Origin of the sequence: Stenotrophomonas sp. GbtcB23 (assembly GCF_019091045.1) — a bacterium.
In the GTDB taxonomy this organism is placed as follows: domain Bacteria; phylum Pseudomonadota; class Gammaproteobacteria; order Xanthomonadales; family Xanthomonadaceae; genus Stenotrophomonas; species Stenotrophomonas rhizophila_A.
The window spans coordinates 14115-31938 of sequence record NZ_JAGXKC010000004.1 but is presented as its reverse complement, the minus strand read 5'-3'; the positions used below and the strand labels follow the sequence as shown (position 1 = coordinate 31938).

The 17824-nt window shown below is 67.5% G+C and carries 10 protein-coding genes; 3 read left to right on the top strand and 7 right to left on the bottom strand.

The genetic code is table 11. The features are described 5' to 3' along the window. Positions 1-33: 33 nt before the first annotated feature. The 3 genes from KVS69_RS02725 to KVS69_RS02715 are packed head-to-tail and all read right to left on the bottom strand — an operon-like array spanning position 34 to position 5440. Positions 34-1755, bottom strand: a complete 1722-nt coding sequence (locus tag KVS69_RS02725) for an alpha-amylase family glycosyl hydrolase (protein WP_217536624.1) — start codon at positions 1753-1755, stop codon at positions 34-36. Then, positions 1755-3242 carry an MFS transporter gene (locus KVS69_RS02720; RefSeq protein WP_093535604.1) on the bottom strand — a complete coding sequence of 496 codons (1488 nt, stop codon included), beginning with the start codon at positions 3240-3242 and terminating at the stop codon, positions 1755-1757. Before KVS69_RS02720 ends, KVS69_RS02725 begins: the two co-directional genes overlap by 1 nt. Beyond that, positions 3239-5440, bottom strand: coding sequence for a Six-hairpin glycosidase-like protein (locus KVS69_RS02715; protein ID WP_217536621.1), 2202 nt, complete (start codon positions 5438-5440; stop codon positions 3239-3241). The genes KVS69_RS02720 and KVS69_RS02715 overlap by 4 nt, the downstream gene beginning before the upstream one ends. A gap of 256 nt (positions 5441-5696) precedes the next feature. Here KVS69_RS02715 and KVS69_RS02710 point away from each other — a divergent pair, with 256 nt between their 5' ends. Both KVS69_RS02710 and KVS69_RS02705 read left to right on the top strand, forming a co-directional pair. After that, a complete protein-coding gene (locus KVS69_RS02710) occupies positions 5697-7763 on the top strand; it encodes a glycoside hydrolase family 97 protein (RefSeq protein WP_217536618.1) in 2067 nt (688 codons plus the stop codon). Between the two features lie 254 nt (positions 7764-8017). Next, on the top strand, positions 8018-10768 hold the full coding sequence (locus tag KVS69_RS02705; protein ID WP_217536616.1) for a TonB-dependent receptor: 2751 nt from the start codon (positions 8018-8020) through the stop codon (positions 10766-10768). 166 nt (positions 10769-10934) lie between these two features. Here the strand turns inward: KVS69_RS02705 and KVS69_RS02700 are convergent, their stop codons facing one another. Beyond that, entirely contained in the window at positions 10935-12548 is a 1614-nt protein-coding gene (locus KVS69_RS02700; protein ID WP_217536615.1) for an alpha-amylase family glycosyl hydrolase, read from the bottom strand. A 194-nt stretch (positions 12549-12742) separates the two neighbouring features. On the opposite strand from KVS69_RS02700, the gene KVS69_RS02695 reads away from it, so the two are divergent. Further along, positions 12743-13741 carry a polyprenyl synthetase family protein gene (locus KVS69_RS02695; protein WP_210131750.1) on the top strand — a complete coding sequence of 333 codons (999 nt, stop codon included), beginning with the start codon at positions 12743-12745 and terminating at the stop codon, positions 13739-13741. Between the two features lie 134 nt (positions 13742-13875). Here KVS69_RS02695 and KVS69_RS02690 read toward each other — a convergent pair whose 3' ends face one another. The 3 genes from KVS69_RS02690 to murL all read right to left on the bottom strand — a co-directional run bounded on the left by KVS69_RS02690 (position 13876) and on the right by murL (position 17791). After that, positions 13876-14670, bottom strand: coding sequence for a dienelactone hydrolase family protein (locus KVS69_RS02690; protein WP_184125156.1), 795 nt, complete (start codon positions 14668-14670; stop codon positions 13876-13878). 378 nt (positions 14671-15048) lie between these two features. Beyond that, positions 15049-16458 carry a UDP-N-acetylmuramoyl-L-alanine--D-glutamate ligase gene (gene murD, locus KVS69_RS02685; protein ID WP_217536614.1) on the bottom strand — a complete coding sequence of 470 codons (1410 nt, stop codon included), beginning with the start codon at positions 16456-16458 and terminating at the stop codon, positions 15049-15051. After that, positions 16439-17791 carry a UDP-N-acetyl-alpha-D-muramoyl-L-alanyl-L-glutamate epimerase gene (murL, locus tag KVS69_RS02680; protein WP_217536596.1) on the bottom strand — a complete coding sequence of 451 codons (1353 nt, stop codon included), beginning with the start codon at positions 17789-17791 and terminating at the stop codon, positions 16439-16441. The genes murD and murL overlap by 20 nt, the downstream gene beginning before the upstream one ends. Positions 17792-17824: the final 33 nt, after the last annotated feature.

Below are 17824 nucleotides of genomic sequence, written 5' to 3'. Positions count from 1 at the left end.
GGTGGTCAGGGCGTACCCACCAACGGTGGGTACCTACCGGGACAGGCGCGTGGTCCTCGCCTGCTGGTCCGCCACCGCCTTCGCCAGCTCGGCCTGCAGTTCCTTCTGGTTCACCGCCGCATCCAGCAGGTACACCTTCACCCCGTGCGCGGGGACGTCGGCCTTCAGGCTGCGCGTGACCGCCTGGCTGCCGCCGCCCAGCGCATCACGCCAGGTGCCCGGCTGCAGGTAGCGGCTGACCTCGAACGTGCTGGCGGTGTCGCCCTTGTTGAGCAGCACCAGCGCGGTCTGCGCGGTACCGCCGTGCTGCAGTACGCGGTAGAACACCGCCTGGTCGCCCTGCAGGCGTTCGTTGACCTGCAGCCCGCGCTGCAGGGCCGGGGTGGCCTCGCGCAGCTTGGCGATCCGCTGCAGGGGCCCGAAGATCGGGCTCTGCGGTGCGGCGTCCACCCGCGGCTGGCCGAAGTACGCACGGTTACCCGCGTGTTCGGCGCGGCTGCGCATGAAGCCGGTTTCCGAGCCGTAATACAGCACCGGAATGCCGCGCGCGGTGAACAGCCAGTTGTGCGCGTCGATGAAGCCGTTGTCGCTGGCATCCAGCCGCGCCATGTCGTGGTTGTCGTAGAAGCTCATCAGCTCGTAGGGGTTGGCGTACGGCCCACCCACCAGGTGCAGCGGCTCGGCCAGCGCTTCGAAGCCCTTCTGCTCCTTGCCGAACACGCTGGACATCGCGCCACGCAGCGGGAAGTCCAGCACGCTCACGTTGGCGTTGGTCGGCCAGGTGTGCTTGGCGATTTTGCTTGCGTCGTAGTCGAACGCCTCCCCGAACATGAACATGTCCGGATGCTTGGCGCGGATCCGGTTGACGAACTCATGCCACCACGGGTGCGGCAGCCAGCCGATGGTATCAATGCGCAGCGCATCCACGCCCTGTGCGGTCCACTGCAGGTAGGCGCCTACCAGGTACTCCATGACTGCCGGGTTGTCCTGGTTGAAGTCGCCCAGCTCGGCCAGGTTGCCGTCGAAGATCGAGCCCTTGGCCGCGTCGACCGGGCCGACGTTGTTGTAGAACGCGTGCAGCGGGTTGTGCCTGGGGTCCAGCTGCTGCGGCGGCAGGTTCTGGTGGTCGGCGATGAGCTTGCCGTCCTTGTCGAAGATCTGGCCGAACTGCGGCTGCTTCACCGGCATGGTCCAGGCCGGCGAACCGTGATTGCCGACGATGTCCAGCACCACCTTCAGCTTGGCGTCGTGCAGGCCACGGGTGAGCCCGGCGAAATCCAGGTCCGCGCTGGGCAGGTGCTCGTCGAGCTTGTAGAAGTTGATGCCCCAGTAGCCGTGGTACCCGGTCTTGCCGCGGTCGGTCAGGGTGCTGGTGCAGCTGATCGGCTTGCTGCCAGTGAAGGCCTCATCCGGGTTGTCGATGATCGGGGTGATCCACACCGCACCGAAACCGAGGTTGCGGATGTAGTCGGCATTGTCGAGCACGCCCTTGAAGTCGCCGCCGAGATAGCCGATGTTGCCGTCGACCTTGTCCGGGCACGGCACCGGGATGTCGAAGGTGCGGTGCTTGCCACCCTGGTCGCGGTGGTCGTTGGTCGGGTCACCGTTGACGAAGCGGTCGGTGACCACGAAGTACACCGCATCGCTGGCGAACGGCTCCAACGTGCCCACGTACTCGGGGCGCGGGGCGGCAACGGCATGGCCGGCCAGCAGCGCGAACGAAAGGCCCAGCGACAAACGCGAACGAGACAGCATCAGACAACCTCCTGGTGGGACGGCACCCGCAGCACGCACAACCCGGCGATCAACAGGCTGACGCCACCCAGCGCCAGCACGTGCATCGGGTTGCCGCCCAGCCACAGGCGCAGCATGAAGCCCAGCGCGCTGGCCGCGACCAGCTGCGGGATGACGATGAAGAAATTGAACAGGCCCATGTACACGCCCATCTTGGCCGCCGGCACGCTGTCAGACAGCAGTGCATACGGCAGCGACAGGATCGAGGCCCAGGCGAAACCGACCCCGACCATCGACAGCAGCAGCCACTTCGGGTCGTCGATCAGCATCAGCGAGATCAACCCGAGGCCGCCCAACCACAGGTTGACCAGGTGGCTCAGGCGCAGGCCCATCAGCCGTACCATCAGCGGAATCAACAGCGCGGCGAGTGCGGCAAAGCCGTTGTACGCGCCGAACAGCACGCCCACCCAGTTGGCGCCCTCGTTATAGGCGGCCGACGCCGGATCGGTAGAGCCGAAATGGGTACCGGCCACCGCGGCAGTGGTGTAGATCCACATCGCGAAGAGCGCAAACCACGAGAAGAACTGCACCCACGCCAGGCGGCGCATGGTGCGCGGCATGCTGCGCAGGTCATCGACGATGACGGCCAGCATGTGCGGGCCCGGGAGCAGCCGCGCCACGCCAAGCAGCAGGCCGTAGGCGATGCACAGCCCGGCCAGCACGTAGAGCATCTTGTCGCCATTGCGCCAGGCGATCGCCGCAGCCAGCGCCAGGCCGAGCGCGATCCAGCCGCCGATCTGCAGCATCGGCGGCGGCCCGGCGACAGGCGCGGACTGGTGCACGGCCGGCGGCTCGGCATCATCGAAGCTGGCCAGCTCGGTCGGGGAGTATTCGCGCGTGCTGAACACCGTCCAGGCGATCGAGGCCAGCAGCACCACCGCGCCGAAGTAGAACGCATAGCGCACGGTCGGCGGCACTTCGCCGGCGGCAGCGGTATTGGCCACGCCGAAGTGCGCCAGGATGAACGGCAGGAAGCTGGCCACGATGGCGCCTACGCCAATGAAGAAGCTCTGCATTGCGTAGCCGGTCGGGCGCTGGCGCGGGGCCAGCTTGTCGCCGACGAACGCGCGGAACGGCTCCATCGAGACGTTGATCGAGGCATCCAGCACCCACAGCGTGCCCGCCGCGATCCACAGCGTGGGCGAGTTCGGCATCACCAGCAGGGCCAGCGTCGTGAACACCGCGCCGATCATGAAGTACGGGCGGCGGCGACCCCAGCGGGTCCAGGTGCGGTCGGACAGGTAGCCGATGATCGGCTGCACCAGCAGCCCGGTCAGCGGTGCGGCGATCCACAGCCCGGGCACGGCGTCCATCGGCGCGCCCAGCGTTTCGAAGATGCGGCTGGCGTTGGCGTTCTGCAGGGCAAACCCGAACTGGATGCCGAGGAAGCCGAAGCACATGTTCCAGATCTGCCAGAACGACAGGGTCGGCTTGGCGGTGCGGCTCATCGCGCGGCCTCCGCGTCGCCGGCCACCGGTGCGACCAGCAGCGCCCGGACGTTGGCCGCGTTGAGCACGCCGTTGCGGCCGCCCTTGCCACCGTTGTACTGGGCGAAGTGTTCCAGTGCGCTCATGTTGAAGCCAGGTTTCAGGGTGAAACGGCAGCTGCCCTTGGGCAGTTCGAATTCGGCGGCGGTGGAATCCTGCGGGCCGATGCTGTGCGGCATCACGATCGTGGCGCGCTGGACCGGTTGCCCCGCGCATTGCACGGCCAGTTGCTTCACGGCAGCGGTGACGCCGGTGTTGATCGGGCCGTTGGGGTTGTCGTAGTGCAGGCGGATGCGCACACGGGTGGGCGTGGCGGCGTTCCACGTCCACTGGGTTGCGCCGGGCAGGCGTTGCTGCGGACCGATGCAGGTCATCGGGCTGTGCAGCGACTCGAGGTCGCCTTCGCGACGGGTGAGGCTCAGGCAGTGCTGGTGGCCGTCGTTGGTGACGGTGTGGATGGCCGAGCTGCCCACCGCGATGCCGTCCTGCCAGAGCTGGTGGTGGGCGGGGATGGCGATGGTCCAGGTGTTGCCGCGCTTCTGCGCTGCCGGGGCGGCGGGGGTGGCCGGGGCGAAGGCGTTGGGTTTTGCGTCGTCTGTGCGGCGAGCAGCCACGCTGGGCGTGGCTCTACGAGCTTCCAGCGCTACGGTTACGGTGTTGCCCTTGCGCTCGATCTTCTTTGCTACGAGCAGGTCGCCGTCGAGGGTGCGGGGGCGCTTGAGGATGTAGCGGGTGCTGCCGGTGTCGAGCTCGATGCTGTCGCGCTTGCCGAACAGCTGCGGGACCAGTGCCACCGGCAGCTTGGGCGCGACCGTACCGTCGGCCTCTACGCCGAACACGCCTTCAAGCACCATCGAGAGGTAGCCGGCCACCGACCACAGCTGGCGCGGTGAGTTGACCACCGGGCCGCTCAAGGGGCCTTCGTTGACGTGCACGGCGAGCGTGCGCATCTCGTAATTTTCCATGTTCGAACCGGCCAGCGCGCTGCCGCGCATCAGCGATTCGATCTCGCGCTGGATGCGGGTGGCATCCTCCACCTTGCGTGCCGCGCGCAGCGAATAGGCGCTGACGAACGGCCACACCGCCCGGTTGTGGTAGATCGGCTGCTGCGCTTCCTGCGGCCACACCACCGGGCTGCCGCCTTCCACGTACGGGTAGTTGGCCAGCGAGCGGTGGGCACGCTCGGCCGGGAACACCTCGGCCAGCACGCCCAGCGAGATGCCCAGCAGGTCGTACTTGGCATACGGCACCGGGTGTGCGGCTTCGCCGATGTAGCTCATGTACATGCCGGCGTCTTCGCGCCAGAAGCGCGCGTCGATCTGCGTGGCCAGCGCGTCGGCCCAGGCCGCGTACTCGCTGGCGCGGGCGTCGCCGAGCTCGCGGGCGTACTTCTCGGCCAGGCGCAGCGCCTGGTAGTGCAGTACGTTGGTGGACAGCGCGAAGGAGTCGCCGATGAAGCGCACGTCGTTGCGGGTCCAGTCCGGGTAGGTCTGCTCGCGCCAGTCCAGGAACGAGGTCTCGCCGCGGTACAGCCCCATGCGTGCATCGAACACCATCGCGCGGTCCTGGGCCAGGGTGGCCTGCAGGGCCTGCCAGGTCTCGGTCATGAAGCTGGAATTGTCGTGCAGGTCGCGTGCGGCCAGGAACCACACCACGCGGTCGCTGCTGATCGGCCAGCTGCCGCCGGACCCGGTGTCCTGGGCCACGAACAGGCCGGGGGTGACGCCGTCGCGTGCCTTGGACAGCTTGAACTGCAGGGACTGGCGGGTGCGGATCGGCTCCAGCCGGGCCAGCGCCAGGTCGGCGGCGAAACTCACATCGCGCGTCCACACGTACGGCCAGCGCTCGCCGGTCTGGAAGCACTCGCAGTCCACCGGGTTGCCGAAATTGAAGGCCGGGTCGCGGATCGCGTCGACGCGGTCGGCGGCCATGTCCTGCTGGGCCAGCGCGAACAGCGCATCGAACATCACGCTGTCGGTGCGGCTGCGCATCGGCTGGGCGGCAATCGCCACCGGCTTGCCATCGGCCAGCAGCTGGAAGCTGCCGTCGGCAGCGGCGGTGGCGCGCGCGGTGCGGCCATCGAAAGTCAGGTCCGCCGCCGTAGCGGTGGACACCAGCGCCGCCCCGAGGGCAGCGGTCAGGCAGATCGTTTTCAGCATCGAAAAGCGGCGGACCGGCTTGCGCCCGTCGGCCTTCCTCCCTTCTTGCACGCGGTATGGTTCGCCAGCGCCGGGGCGCTGTCGTCGCGGCCCCCTCCCAGGGTGCCTGCCTGCATGGTAGGCGACGACCGTCGCCCGTCGCACTGCACAGGCGATATACGTGCCCGCTTGCATACGTATTCATGGCGATGCGCGGTGAGGCCGCGGCAGGCGTGGCTATAGTCCGGGGCAGATATGCGCTGCCCTGGGAGGGGAAATGCCACTGGAGTTGCCGTTGTTGCGCGCTGTTGCCGCGCCCCGCCCGCTGGCCTGGCTGGCACTGTCGTTGCTGGTCTGCACCACCGCCGCACACGCTGAACCGGTCACGGTGGCCAGCGCCAGCTCACCGGGCGACATTCTGAAGGTGTCGCTGCAGCTGGATGGCGGCAACCCGAGTTACCGGGTCGAGCGCCTCGGCCAGACCGTGGTGGCCGAATCAAAACTGGGCTTCCAGCTGCGCGACGGCCGCCTGGACCGCGACCTGGCGGTGCTCGGGCAGGAAACGCGCCGTGTCGATGACACCTGGGAACAACCCTGGGGCGAGCGCCGCAGCGTGCGCAACCACTACAACGAAGTCACTGTGCACCTGGGCGAGCGCAGCGGTGCCAAGCGCCGGCTGGACGTGGTGTTCCGCGTCTACGACGACGGCCTGGGCTTCCGCTACCACTTCCCGCTGCAGCCGGGCCTGCGCGAGGCGATCATCGATGACGAGCTGACCGAGTTCGCGATCGCCCCGCCATCCACCGCCTGGTGGATCCCCGCTGGCGAGCCCATCCATTACGAGTACCCGTACCAGCGCACGCCGTTGGACCAGGTGCCGCTGGCCCATACCCCGCTCACCCTGCGCAGCCACGACGGCCTGCACGTGGCGATCCACGAGGCGGCACTGGTCGATTACGCCGGCATGTGGCTGCGGCGCACCGAGGGCCAGCGCCTGCGCGCCCAGCTGTCGCCGTCGGCCGAAGGCTGGAAGGTGCGCCGCACCCTGCCCTTCGATACGCCCTGGCGCACGCTGCAGATCAGCGACACCGCCGGCGGGCTGGTGGAATCCAACCTGATCCTCAACCTCAACGAACCCAACGCACTGGGCGATGTGAGCTGGGTGAAGCCGTCCAAATACCTGGGCGTGTGGTGGTCGATGCACCTGGACCAGGAAAGCTGGGCGACCGGTCCGAAGCATGCGGCGACCACGGCGAAGACGAAGAAGGTGATCGACTTTGCCGCCAGACACGGTTTCCGGGGCGTGCTGGTGGAAGGCTGGAACCCGGGCTGGGATGGCAACTGGGTCGGCAACGGCTACGACTTCGATTTCACCCGCGCCACCCCGGACTTCGACATCGAGGCGCTGTCGGCCTACGGCGCGAAGAAAGGCGTGCACCTGATCGGCCACCACGAAACCGGCTGCGCGATCGAGCACTACGAAGACCAGCTGGGCGCGGCCCTGGACCTGTATGCGCGGCTGGGCGTGGATTCGTTCAAGAGCGGCTATGTCTGCGACGACGGCCAGGTGGATCGGCGCAATCCGGCCGGCGGCCCGCTGTGGCGCGAGTGGCACGACGGCCAGTTCATGGCCCGCCATCACCTGAAGGTGGTGCAGGAAGCAGCCAAGCGCCATATCGCGGTGAATCCGCACGAGCCGATCAAGGACACCGGGCTGCGCCGCACCTATCCGAACTGGATCTCGCGCGAAGGCGCGCGCGGCATGGAGTACAACGCCTGGGGCCAGCCGCCGAACCCGCCCGAACACGAGGTCAACCTGGTGTTCACCCGGCTGCTGTCCGGGCCGATGGATTACACCCCGGGCATCCTCAGCCTGAAGGGCCGCCACGGCCAGGCCATTCCCAGCACGCTGGCCCGCCAGCTGGCGCTGTACGTGGTGATCTACAGCCCGATCCAGATGGCCGCCGACCTGCCCGAGCATTATGAACAGCACCGCGAGCCGTTCCGCTTCATCGAGGATGTGGCCGTGGACTGGGACGACACCCGCGTGCTGGATGGTGAGGTGGGCGACTACGTGACCATCGCGCGCAAGGATCGCCACAGCCGCGACTGGTTCCTGGGCAGCATCACCGATGAGCATGGGCGTTCGCTGCCGGTACCGCTGTCGTTCCTGGAGCCCGGCGTGCGCTACCGCGCCGAGATCTACCGCGATGGCGACGGTGCGGACTATCAGTCCAATCCGTTCGCGTTCACGCGCGAAACCCGCCAGGTCACCAGCGCGGACACCCTGACTATCGTGCTGGCGCCCGGTGGCGGCCAAGCCATCCGGTTTACCCCGTTGTGAAGCCGTAACGACCAACGGTCGTTACCTACCGCGGGCGTCGAATGGCCCGGTAGGGCACGACCGTTGGTCGAGCCGCCGGTGAAACCGGTTCCATAATCCCGCATTTTCATTGAATACGTATGCAGGGTGATTCACGCCGAAGGCGCGCTGCCTACCATAGCCACGCAGTCAACGGCCACCGCGCCATGACACCTGCGGCAACGCATCGCCGTTGATCACAACATGAGTTTGGCAACATTGCCTGGGAGGGGAAAATGTTGAATCGCAAGCGCAGCGCGCTGAGTATCGCGCTGGCCGTCGCCCTGACGCCGTCATTGGCGTTGGCGCAGTCCACCACCACCGCACCGCCGGCGGGTAACGCCGCCACCGACCTGGATACCGTCCAGGTCACCGGTATCCGCCGCGGCATCGAAAACGCCATTGCGATCAAACAGGACGCCACCTCGGTGGTCGAGGTGATCTCGGCCGAAGACATCGGCAAGCTCCCGGATGTGAGCATCGCCGAATCGCTGGCCCGCCTGCCCGGCCTGGCCGCCCAGCGCGTGGCCGGCCGTGCCCAGGTGATCAGCGTACGCGGCCTGTCGCCCGACTTCGCCACCACCCTGCTCAACGGGCGTGAAGTGGTCAGCACCGGCGACAACCGCAGCGTGGAGTTCGACCAGTACCCGTCCGAACTGGTCAACGGCGTGACCGTGTACAAGACCCCGGATGCGGCGCTGGTCGGCCAGGGCCTGTCGGGCACCATCGACATGCAGACCGTGCGCCCGCTGGCGTTCGGCGAGCGCGTGATCGCGCTCAGCGGCCGCTATTCGAAGAACTCGCTGGGCAAGGCAGCCAACGTGGACGCGTTCGGCAACCGCTTCAGCGCCAGCTACATCGACCAGTTCGCCGAAGACACCTGGGGCATCGCGCTGGGCTACGCGCACAGCGACAACCCGATCCAGGAAAACCAGGTGGGCCTGTACGAGCCGTGGACCACCGAGCAGACCGACCAGGGCAACCGCCCCGGCGTGGCGCCGGGCACCGCGTTCTCCGACGGCATCAAGGCGCTGCGCCGTACCGGCAACGCCAAGCGTGACGGCTACATGGCCACCGTGCAGTTCCGCCCGTCGAACGTGTGGACCAGCACGCTGGACATGTTCCACACCAAAGCCGAGCAGATCGACACCGCCAACCAGTTCGAGGTCAACCTCAGCAACTACAACGGCGGCTACACCCCGGGCCTGCTGATCACCAATCCGCAGGTGAACGGCAACGGCACCTTCACCGGCGGCACCGCCAGCGGCGTGTACCCGCTGGTGCGCGGCATGTACAACAAGCGCGAAGACAAGATCGACGCGTTCGGCTGGAACAACGAGCTGACCTTCGACAGCTTCAAGCTCACCGCCGATGTGAACTACTCCAAGGCCACGCGCGATGAGCTGAACCTGGAGAACAACCTGCAGCTCACCCCGATGCCGCAGCTGGACACCATCGGGCTGACCATCAACCCGGATGGCTTCTCGCAGATCCGCCCGGGCCTGGACTACTCCAACCCCGAAGCGCTGTACCTGACCAACACCATCTATGGCTCCGGCTACGGCAAGGTGCCGCAGGTGGAAGACCGCCTGAAGGGTGCGCGCCTGCAGGGCACGTTCAACATGCCCGAAGCCCTGTCGTGGTTCCAGGACGTGGACGTGGGCGTCAACTACGCCGACCGCCGCAAGGAAAAGACCCAGGCCGAAGGCAACATCCTGCTCGGCGCGCAGGGCGACGCCAACGTCGCCGGCGACCTGCAGTACGCCCCGGTCAACCTGGGCTTTGCCGGCATCGGCTACATCCCGGCGTGGAACGTGCCGGCCGCGGTCGACCGCTACATGACCTTCAACCCGGTCACCAACCTGGATTACCTGATTCCCAAGTCGTGGGTGGTGCAGGAAAAGACCACCACTGCCTGGGTGCGCGCCAACATCAACACCGACATCGGTGACGTGGGCGTGCGCGGCAACATCGGTGTGCAGATGATCACCACCGACCAGAGCTCGCAGTCGAACTACTTCGACCGCTCGCGCCCGGCCGGCCAGGAAGTGCTGCCGATCGATGAAGGCAAGAAGTACACCGACTGGCTGCCGAGCCTGAACCTGGCCTTCCTGTTCCCGCACCAGCAGACCCTGCGCTTCGCGGTGGCCAAGCAGGTCGCGCGCCCGCGCGTGGACCAGATGCGCGCCGGCCTGGAGTTCGGCGTGGATACGGCCACCGGCAAGCCGGGCGGCAGCGGCGGCAACCCGCTGCTGGATCCGTGGCGCGCCAATGCCATCGACCTGTCGTACGAGAAGTACTTCGGTGAAAAGGCGTATGTGGCGGCGGCGATCTTCTACAAGGACCTGAAGAGCTACGTCTACACCCAGTCGGTGGACGACTACGACTTCAGCGACCTGCTGGCCAGCTACGTCATCCCGCCGGGCATGACCGCCCCGCTGCAGACCACGGGCACCTTCTCCGCACCGCAGAACGGCGAAGGCGGCACCCTGCGTGGCCTGGAGCTGACTGCTTCGTTCCCGCTGGAAATGCTGGCCGATCCGCTGCGTGGCTTCGGCGTGCAGGCCAGCGCGACCTTCAATGACAGCGACATCAAGATCCTGGACCCGGAAAGCGCGTCCAGCGTGGGCACCGATCCGATCAGCCTGCCGGGCCTGTCCGAGCGCGTGTACAACTTCACCGCGTACTACGAGCGCAATGGCTTTGAAGCGCGCGTGAGCCAGCGCCGTCGCTCGGACTTCATCGGTGAAATCGGCAACTTCAACGGCAACCGCACGCTGCGTTACGTGGTGGGCGAGAACGTGACCGACGCGCAGATCAGCTACACCTTCGCCGATGACAGCGCGCTGCACGGGCTGACCCTGCTGCTGCAGGGAAGCAACCTCACCAACGAGCCGTACCGCACCTATGCCGGCACCAAGGATCGCCCACTGGAGTACATCGAGTGGGGCCGTACCTACATGCTGGGTGTGAACTACAAGTTCTGATCCAGGCGTAGAAGCACGAACGAAGAACCCGCTGCGCGAGCAGCGGGTTTTTTCGTGCCGCAAGCCGAGCCCCGTCGCGGGCCCTCAACGCTCGCGATGAACCTGATCGAAGAAAAAAGGGCGGAGCCTTTCGGCTCCGCCCATCAATACCACCGGAAATCGTGAATCAGACGCGGCGCGCGCAGTACATTGCCTGTGCCGGCAGGTTCAGCGTTGCCCCATTGGCCTGCCCTGCATCCGGGCCGGGCACGTGCAGCGCGTGCCACTCGCCTTCGGGCAGCGCCACCTGGGTCGCTTCTGCCGACAGGTTGAACGCCAGCAACAGCGTCTCATCGCCATGGCGTCGCTCGAACATCAGCACCGGTTCGGCCGTCTCCAGGAACCGGATGTCGCCCAGCAGCAGCGTCGGCATGGTGCGGCGCCACGCCAGGAACTGGCGGAACGCGTTCAACACCGAGTGCGGATCGTGCTCCTGCACCGCCACTGCACTGGCCTGGTGCTCCTGCGGGATCGGCAGCCACGGCGTACCGCTGGTGAACCCGGCCAGCGGCGCATCCAGCCACGGCATCGGCGTGCGGCACCCGTCGCGGCCCTTGAAGTTCGGCCAGAAGGTGATGCCATACGGATCCTGCAGCGCCTCGAACGGCACGTCCGCTTCGCCCAGGCCCAGTTCCTCGCCCTGGTACAGACAGATCGAACCGCGCAGCGAACACAGCACCGCCACCAGCAGCCGCGCCAGCCGCGGCTGCGCCGGGTGCCCGCCCCAACGGGTCACCGCGCGCTCCACGTCGTGGTTGGAGATCGCCCAGCACGGCCAGCCTTCGGTCATGGTCGCTTCCAGCCGCGACACGGTGTCGCGGATGTAGGCCGCGCTGTAATCCTTGACCAGCAGTTCGAAGCTGTAGCCCATGTGCAGGCGACCCGGCGCGGTGTACTCGGCCGTGGTTGCCAGCGAATCCTCGGCGGAGATCTCGCCCAGGCTGACCGCGCCCGGGTACTCGTCCAGCAGCCCGCGCAGGCGCTCGATGAACGGCAGGTTCTCCGGCTGGGTGTTGTTGTAGTAGTGGTACTGGTAGGCGTACGGATTGTCGGTGCTGAAGCCCCGGCCCAGGCGCTTTTCCAGCGGCTTGGCCGGGTTGTCGCGCAGCTGCTTGTCGTGGAAGCAGAAGTTGATCGAATCCAGGCGGAAGCCATCCACGCCGCGGTCCAGCCAGAACCGCACGTAGTCCAGGGTGGCCTGCTGCACGGCCGGATTGTGGAAATCCAGGTCCGGCTGGTCGGCAAGGAAATTGTGCAGGAAGTACTGCTCGCGGCGCGGCTCCCACTGCCAGGCCACGCCACCGAAGATGGACATCCAGTTGTTGGGCGGGGTGCCGTCCTCGCGCGGGTCGGCCCACACGTACCAGTCCGCCTTGGGATTGGTGCGGTCCTGGCGGCTCTCGCGGAACCAGGCGTGCTCGATCGAGGTGTGGCTGAACACCTGGTCGATCATCACCTTCAGGCCCAGCGCGTGCGCCTTGGCCAGCAACCGGTCGAAATCGGCCAGGGTGCCGAACAGCGGATCCACGTCGCGATGGTCGGCGATGTCGTAGCCGAAGTCGGCCATGGGCGAGGTGAAGAACGGCGAAATCCAGATCGCGTCCACCCCCAGCGAGGCCACGTAGTCCAGCCGTTCGATGATGCCGGGCAGGTCGCCCACGCCATCACCGTTGGCATCCAGGAAACTGCGCGGGTAAATCTGATAGATGACGGCACCGCGCCACCATGGAGTCTGCGTCATCGAGGGCCCCCCTCCGGGCTTCCAGGGCGCCCTCCCACGGGCGCCAGAACGTACCCGACAAGCTTAGCGGCGCACCCTCGGCGGTGGCGCCGCTTGCATACGTATTCACGCCCTGCCCGGCCCCCGGACCGCCTTCGCGGGCGGAATACGTCCGCACCGCCTATAATTCCGCCCAAGCCTGAAAGTCAGACCGCATGACCATCACCGAAGACACCCGCCCCGCGCTGGGCCTGCCCCAGATCCAGTCGCTCGCCGCGCCCGACATGGCCGCCGTGGATGCGCTGATTCGCCGCCGACTGTCTTCGGATGTCGTGCTGATCAACCAGATCGCCGACCACATCATCTCCGCCGGTGGCAAGCGCCTGCGGCCGATGCTGGTCATGCTGGCCGGCCACGCGGTCGGCCAGGCCGGCCCGGAGCACCACCAGCTGGCAGCGATCATCGAGTTCATCCACACCTCGACCCTGCTGCACGACGACGTGGTGGACGAATCCAGCCTGCGGCGCGGCCGCAGCACCGCCAATGCGCTGTGGGGCAACGCCCCGAGCGTGCTGGTCGGCGACTTCCTGTACTCGCGCAGCTTCCAGCTGATGGTCGAACTGGACCGCATGCCGGTCATGCAGATCCTGGCCGATACCACCAACCGCATCGCCGAAGGCGAAGTGCTGCAGCTGCTGCACGTGCATAATCCGGATACCGACGAGGCCGCCTATCTGCGCGTGATCGAGCGCAAGACCGCGGTGCTGTTCGCTGCCGGTACCCGGCTGGGGGCACTGGCCAGCGGCGTGGACGCGGCCACCCAGCAGGCGTTGTACGACTACGGCATGCACCTGGGCTACGCCTTCCAGATCGCAGACGACGTGCTGGATTACTCGGCCAACGCCGACGAACTGGGGAAGAACCTGGGCGACGACCTGGCCGAAGGCAAGGCGACCCTGCCGCTGATCCACGCCATGGCCCATTCCGACGCCACCACCCGCGAGCGTCTGCGCGCCATCGTGCAGAACGGCGATGCGGATGCGATGCCGGAAGTGCTGGCCGCCATCCACGCCACCGGCGGGCTGGAATACAGCCGCCGCCGCGCCGAGGAATACGCCGACGCCGCCGAGCGCGCGCTCGACGGCCTGGCCGACAACGATGCGGTCGCCGCCCTGCGCGGCCTGGCCCGTTACGCGGTACAGCGTTCGCATTGATCCCCGCGGGTGACGACCAACGGTCGTCGCCTACCGGGCTGCGGCGCGTTGATCGGGGGCGCGACGACCAACGGTCGTCGCCTACCGGGGTAGCGCCCGACCGTTGGTCGGGCGGCGCAGCAACGCGGCGTGCGTCACCGCTTGTCGAACAACCCGTCGAAGAACGTATCGAGGCTCTTCCACGCCCGCTTCGCAGCCCGCTCGTTGTACAGGCAGCCCGGCGGGTTGTTGGCATCGGATTCGGCGAAGCAGTGCACCGCACCGCTGTAGTTGGTGAACTCCCAATCAACCTTGGCCGCGTTCATCTCCTGCTCGAAGCTGGCGATATCGTCCTTGCTGATGCCCTTGTCGTCGGCACCATTGAGCACCAGCACTGAGGGATGAGTACCGCCGGCCTTGGCCGGCAACGGCGAGCCCAGCCCGCCGTGCAGGCTGACCACACCGGCCAGCGGCGCCCCGGCACGGGCCAGCTCCAGCACCGTGGTGCCGCCGAAGCAGAACCCGACCGCGCCGATCTTCGTGGCATCCAGCGGCGCGTTGCCGGCCTGGGCCTTGAGCACTTCCAGCGCCTTCAGCGCGCGGGCGCGCAGCACCGGGCGGTCATTGCGCAGCTTGGTCGCCACCGGGCCGGCTTCCGCGTCGGTCTTCGGGCGCACGCCCTTGCCGTACACGTCGGCGACCAGCACCACGTAATCGTCGCCGGCCAGCTGCTTGGCCTTGGCGATGGCCGACTCGTTCACGCCCTTCCAGTTCGGCACCATCACCAGGCCGGGGCGCTTGTCGTTGTCTTCGTCGTCGTAGACCAGCACCCCGCTGAAGGTGGTGCCTTCGTGCTTCCACTCCACCGGCTTGGCCTGCATCGCCGCCAAGGCCGGCAATGCCGTCATGCCCAGTACCAGTGCCGCACCCCACTGCCATTGCTGCTTCATGCGCCTGCTCCTTCCGGGAAAGAGCCCAGAGTGTATGTCGGGAGATGTGACGGGCCGCAGGTGGCGGGTGGTTACGTGGCGGGGGGTCGCGTGGCGTGGGATCAAACGGCGGGCGGTCGCGCGGCGGGGGTCAAACGACGGGCGGTCGCGCCGCGGGGGTCAAACGGCGGGCGGTCGCGTGGCGGGTGGTAGAGCCGACTGTTAGTCGGCTGCGCCGTTGGCGCGATGTCAAGGTAGGCCGCGAAGAGCAGCGGACTAACAGTCCGCTCTACCTTCGGCTGCGCCGTTGGCGCTTTGCCAGGGTGGGCCGCGAAGAGCAGCGGACTGACAGTCCGCTCTACCGTCCGCTCTACCGTCGGCTGCGTCGTTGGCGAAATGTCAGGCGATGCCGATGCCCGGGATCGCGGTGATCTGGTCCGGGTCGAACCCTGCAAGCTCGGCGAAATGGCGGCCGCGCGCGACGTAATCGCGGTAGACGCCGTAGCTCGGTGCGCCCGGGGACATCAATACCACCCCACCCTGTTCGCCGAGCGCCGTGCGGGCCAGGCGCACCGCCTCCTCCAGATCGCCGGCGGCGTGCAGACCGAACCGCCCGACATCAGCCAGCGGCTGCAGCAACGCATGGATGCGCGGGCCGTTGGCGCCCATGGTGACGATCTCCACCGGCGGCACGTCGTGCGCCATGTGGTCCACGAAATCGTGCCAGTCCAGCCCCCGGTCATGCCCGCCCACCAGCAGCGCGATGCGCTGGCCGGCGAAGCATTCCAGCGCCGCCAGGCTGGCGTGCGGGGTGGTGCTGATCGAGTCGTTGACGAAGCGCAGCCCGTCGCGGCTGCCGATGGTCTGCAGGCGGTTGGGCAACGGCCGGAAATCCTGCACCGCAGGCGCCAGCGCCACCGCATCCAGGCCCAGCGCTTCGATGGCCGCGAGCACCGCGCACAGGTTGCCGCGGTTGTGCCGGCCCGGCAGCGGCGTATTCCCGGTATCGAACACCCGCTGCTCGCCGCGATACACCCACTCGCCGCGCATGTGCCAGCCCTGCGGCTGGTTGAACCACACCACCTCGCTGTCCGGCAGCGACAGCGCGGCCAGGTGCGGGTCGGCCGCGTTGAGCACCGCGATACGCGGTGCCGCGCCGGTCACCAGCGCCAGCTTGTCCTGGATGTAGCGCGCTTCGCTGCCATGCCAGTCCAGGTGCTCGGGAAACAGGTTCAGCACCACCGCCACCTGCGGGTGCGCGCCACTGCGCGCCACCTCGCCGGTCTGGTAGCTGGACAGCTCCACCGCCCAGTACTCCGGCGCCGGCTGCGGGTCCAGCACCTCCAGCAGCGGAAGGCCGATGTTGCCCACCAGGCCGGTGCGCGCGCCGGAGGCGCGCAGCAGATGCGCCAGCAACGAGGTGGTGGTGCTCTTGCCCTTGGTGCCGGTCACGCACACGGTGTCGCGCACGGTGCCTTCGGCATCGGCATGCTCGGCAAACCACAGCGAGGTACCGCCGATGAACTGCGTGCCCTGCGTCGCCGCCGACACCGCGGCTTCGCCGTAGGGGCTGATCCCCGGCGACTTGATCACCACCTCGAAGGCGGCCAGGGATTCACCGCTGACATCCGACCGCACCTGCAGCGCATTGCCGGCCTCGGCCCGCGCGGCGGCGGCCTCGGCATCGGGGCAGAACAGGGTCAGGGCCAGCCCCGGCAGGCGCTGGCGCAGGACGGCGAATGCCGCACGTCCCTCACGCCCCCAGCCCCACAGCGCTACGCGCTTGCCTTCAAGCTGCGAAATTCGCACGCAGGCGCTCCCAGATCGCCGCTGGAATCCGGTGCTCGCCTTCCAGCACCAGCAACGGTTCGATCTGCAGTTCGGCGCCGTCCAGCTGCGGCTGGATCTCCTGGATGAAACGCTTCACCAGCGCATCCTCGTTCCATTCCGGGCGTGCCGCCAGGGTGGCCATCGCGGCACGCGATTCGCGGCCTTCACCCACGCATTCGAACGGTTTGTGGTCCTGGAATTCCAGCAGCGCGTCGAAGCCGCCGGCCTGCTCCATGTCGTCCAGCAGGTTGCGGCCGAAGATGCGCACCAGCCGGGTCTTGGGCATGAACGGGGCCAGTGCCAGGAACACGAAGTGGCACTTCGGGCAGACCCCGCACCAGCGGTTCACCGGGCGCTCGCCCAGGATGTGGAAGTTGCGGTTGCAGCTGGAGAAATGCGCGTCGTAGAAATCGGTCCTGGCGAACTGGCGCGCCACGGCCAGCTCCGACAGCGGGCGCAGCAGCGAGTAGTAGTGCAGGTCCGCCGCCACGTGCTTCTCAAGGTGTTCGCCAAAGGCCTGCTCGAAGGCCCAGCCCTTGGACCACTGGTGGTTCACTTCACCGGTACCCGGGACCTGGCTGCCGTAGCTGGCCGAACGCTCGTTGGAGAACACTACCTGGTCCACGCCCTGCAGCAGCGCGGCCAGCACCATGATCGCCGAATTCACCGCGGTGACCGGGATATGCCCGTTCCACGCGCCCTGGCGGTTGAGCTCGAACAGCTCGGGGGCCAGCGTGCGGCCGATGTTGAGCATCGGCAGGCCGGTGCGTTCGGCGCAGGCACGGATCAGCTGCGAACCGCCAATCCAGGTCACCGTTTCGGCGATGCCCAGCGTGCGCAGCGCTTCAATGCTGACCAGCGAATCCTTGCCGCCGCCGATGGCCACCAGTGCATGCTCGCGCAGGCCCACCGCCGGCGCGTTGAACGCCTCGCCGTCCACCGGCAGGCGGAATCGCCCGCGCAGGTTCAGCCCGTTGCGGTAGGCGAACTCGCCCAGCCCGTTGAGGTACACCGTTTCCACCAGCGCGGCGGTATCGGCATCGATGCTGTAGCTGTCGATCCGCACCTGCTCCGGCACCGCAGCCTTGTAATAGCTGACGCCCGCGAACAGGTGCAGCAGGCGCAGCGCCCGCTGCACGGCCTCGGCGCGGGCAGCGTCCAGCACGAACGGCGCGCCGGGAATGCTGACCGTCTCGACCAGCTCCGGACCATTGTCGAAGGCGTAGACCAGCTGCGCCACGCCGGTATCCGCGGCGAAGTCGCAGCGGACGAAGCGGAAGCAGGCAACCTGGTGTTTATCGAAAGCAGTCATGGCGTATCCGGTGAGGCAATAAGGGAAACCAAC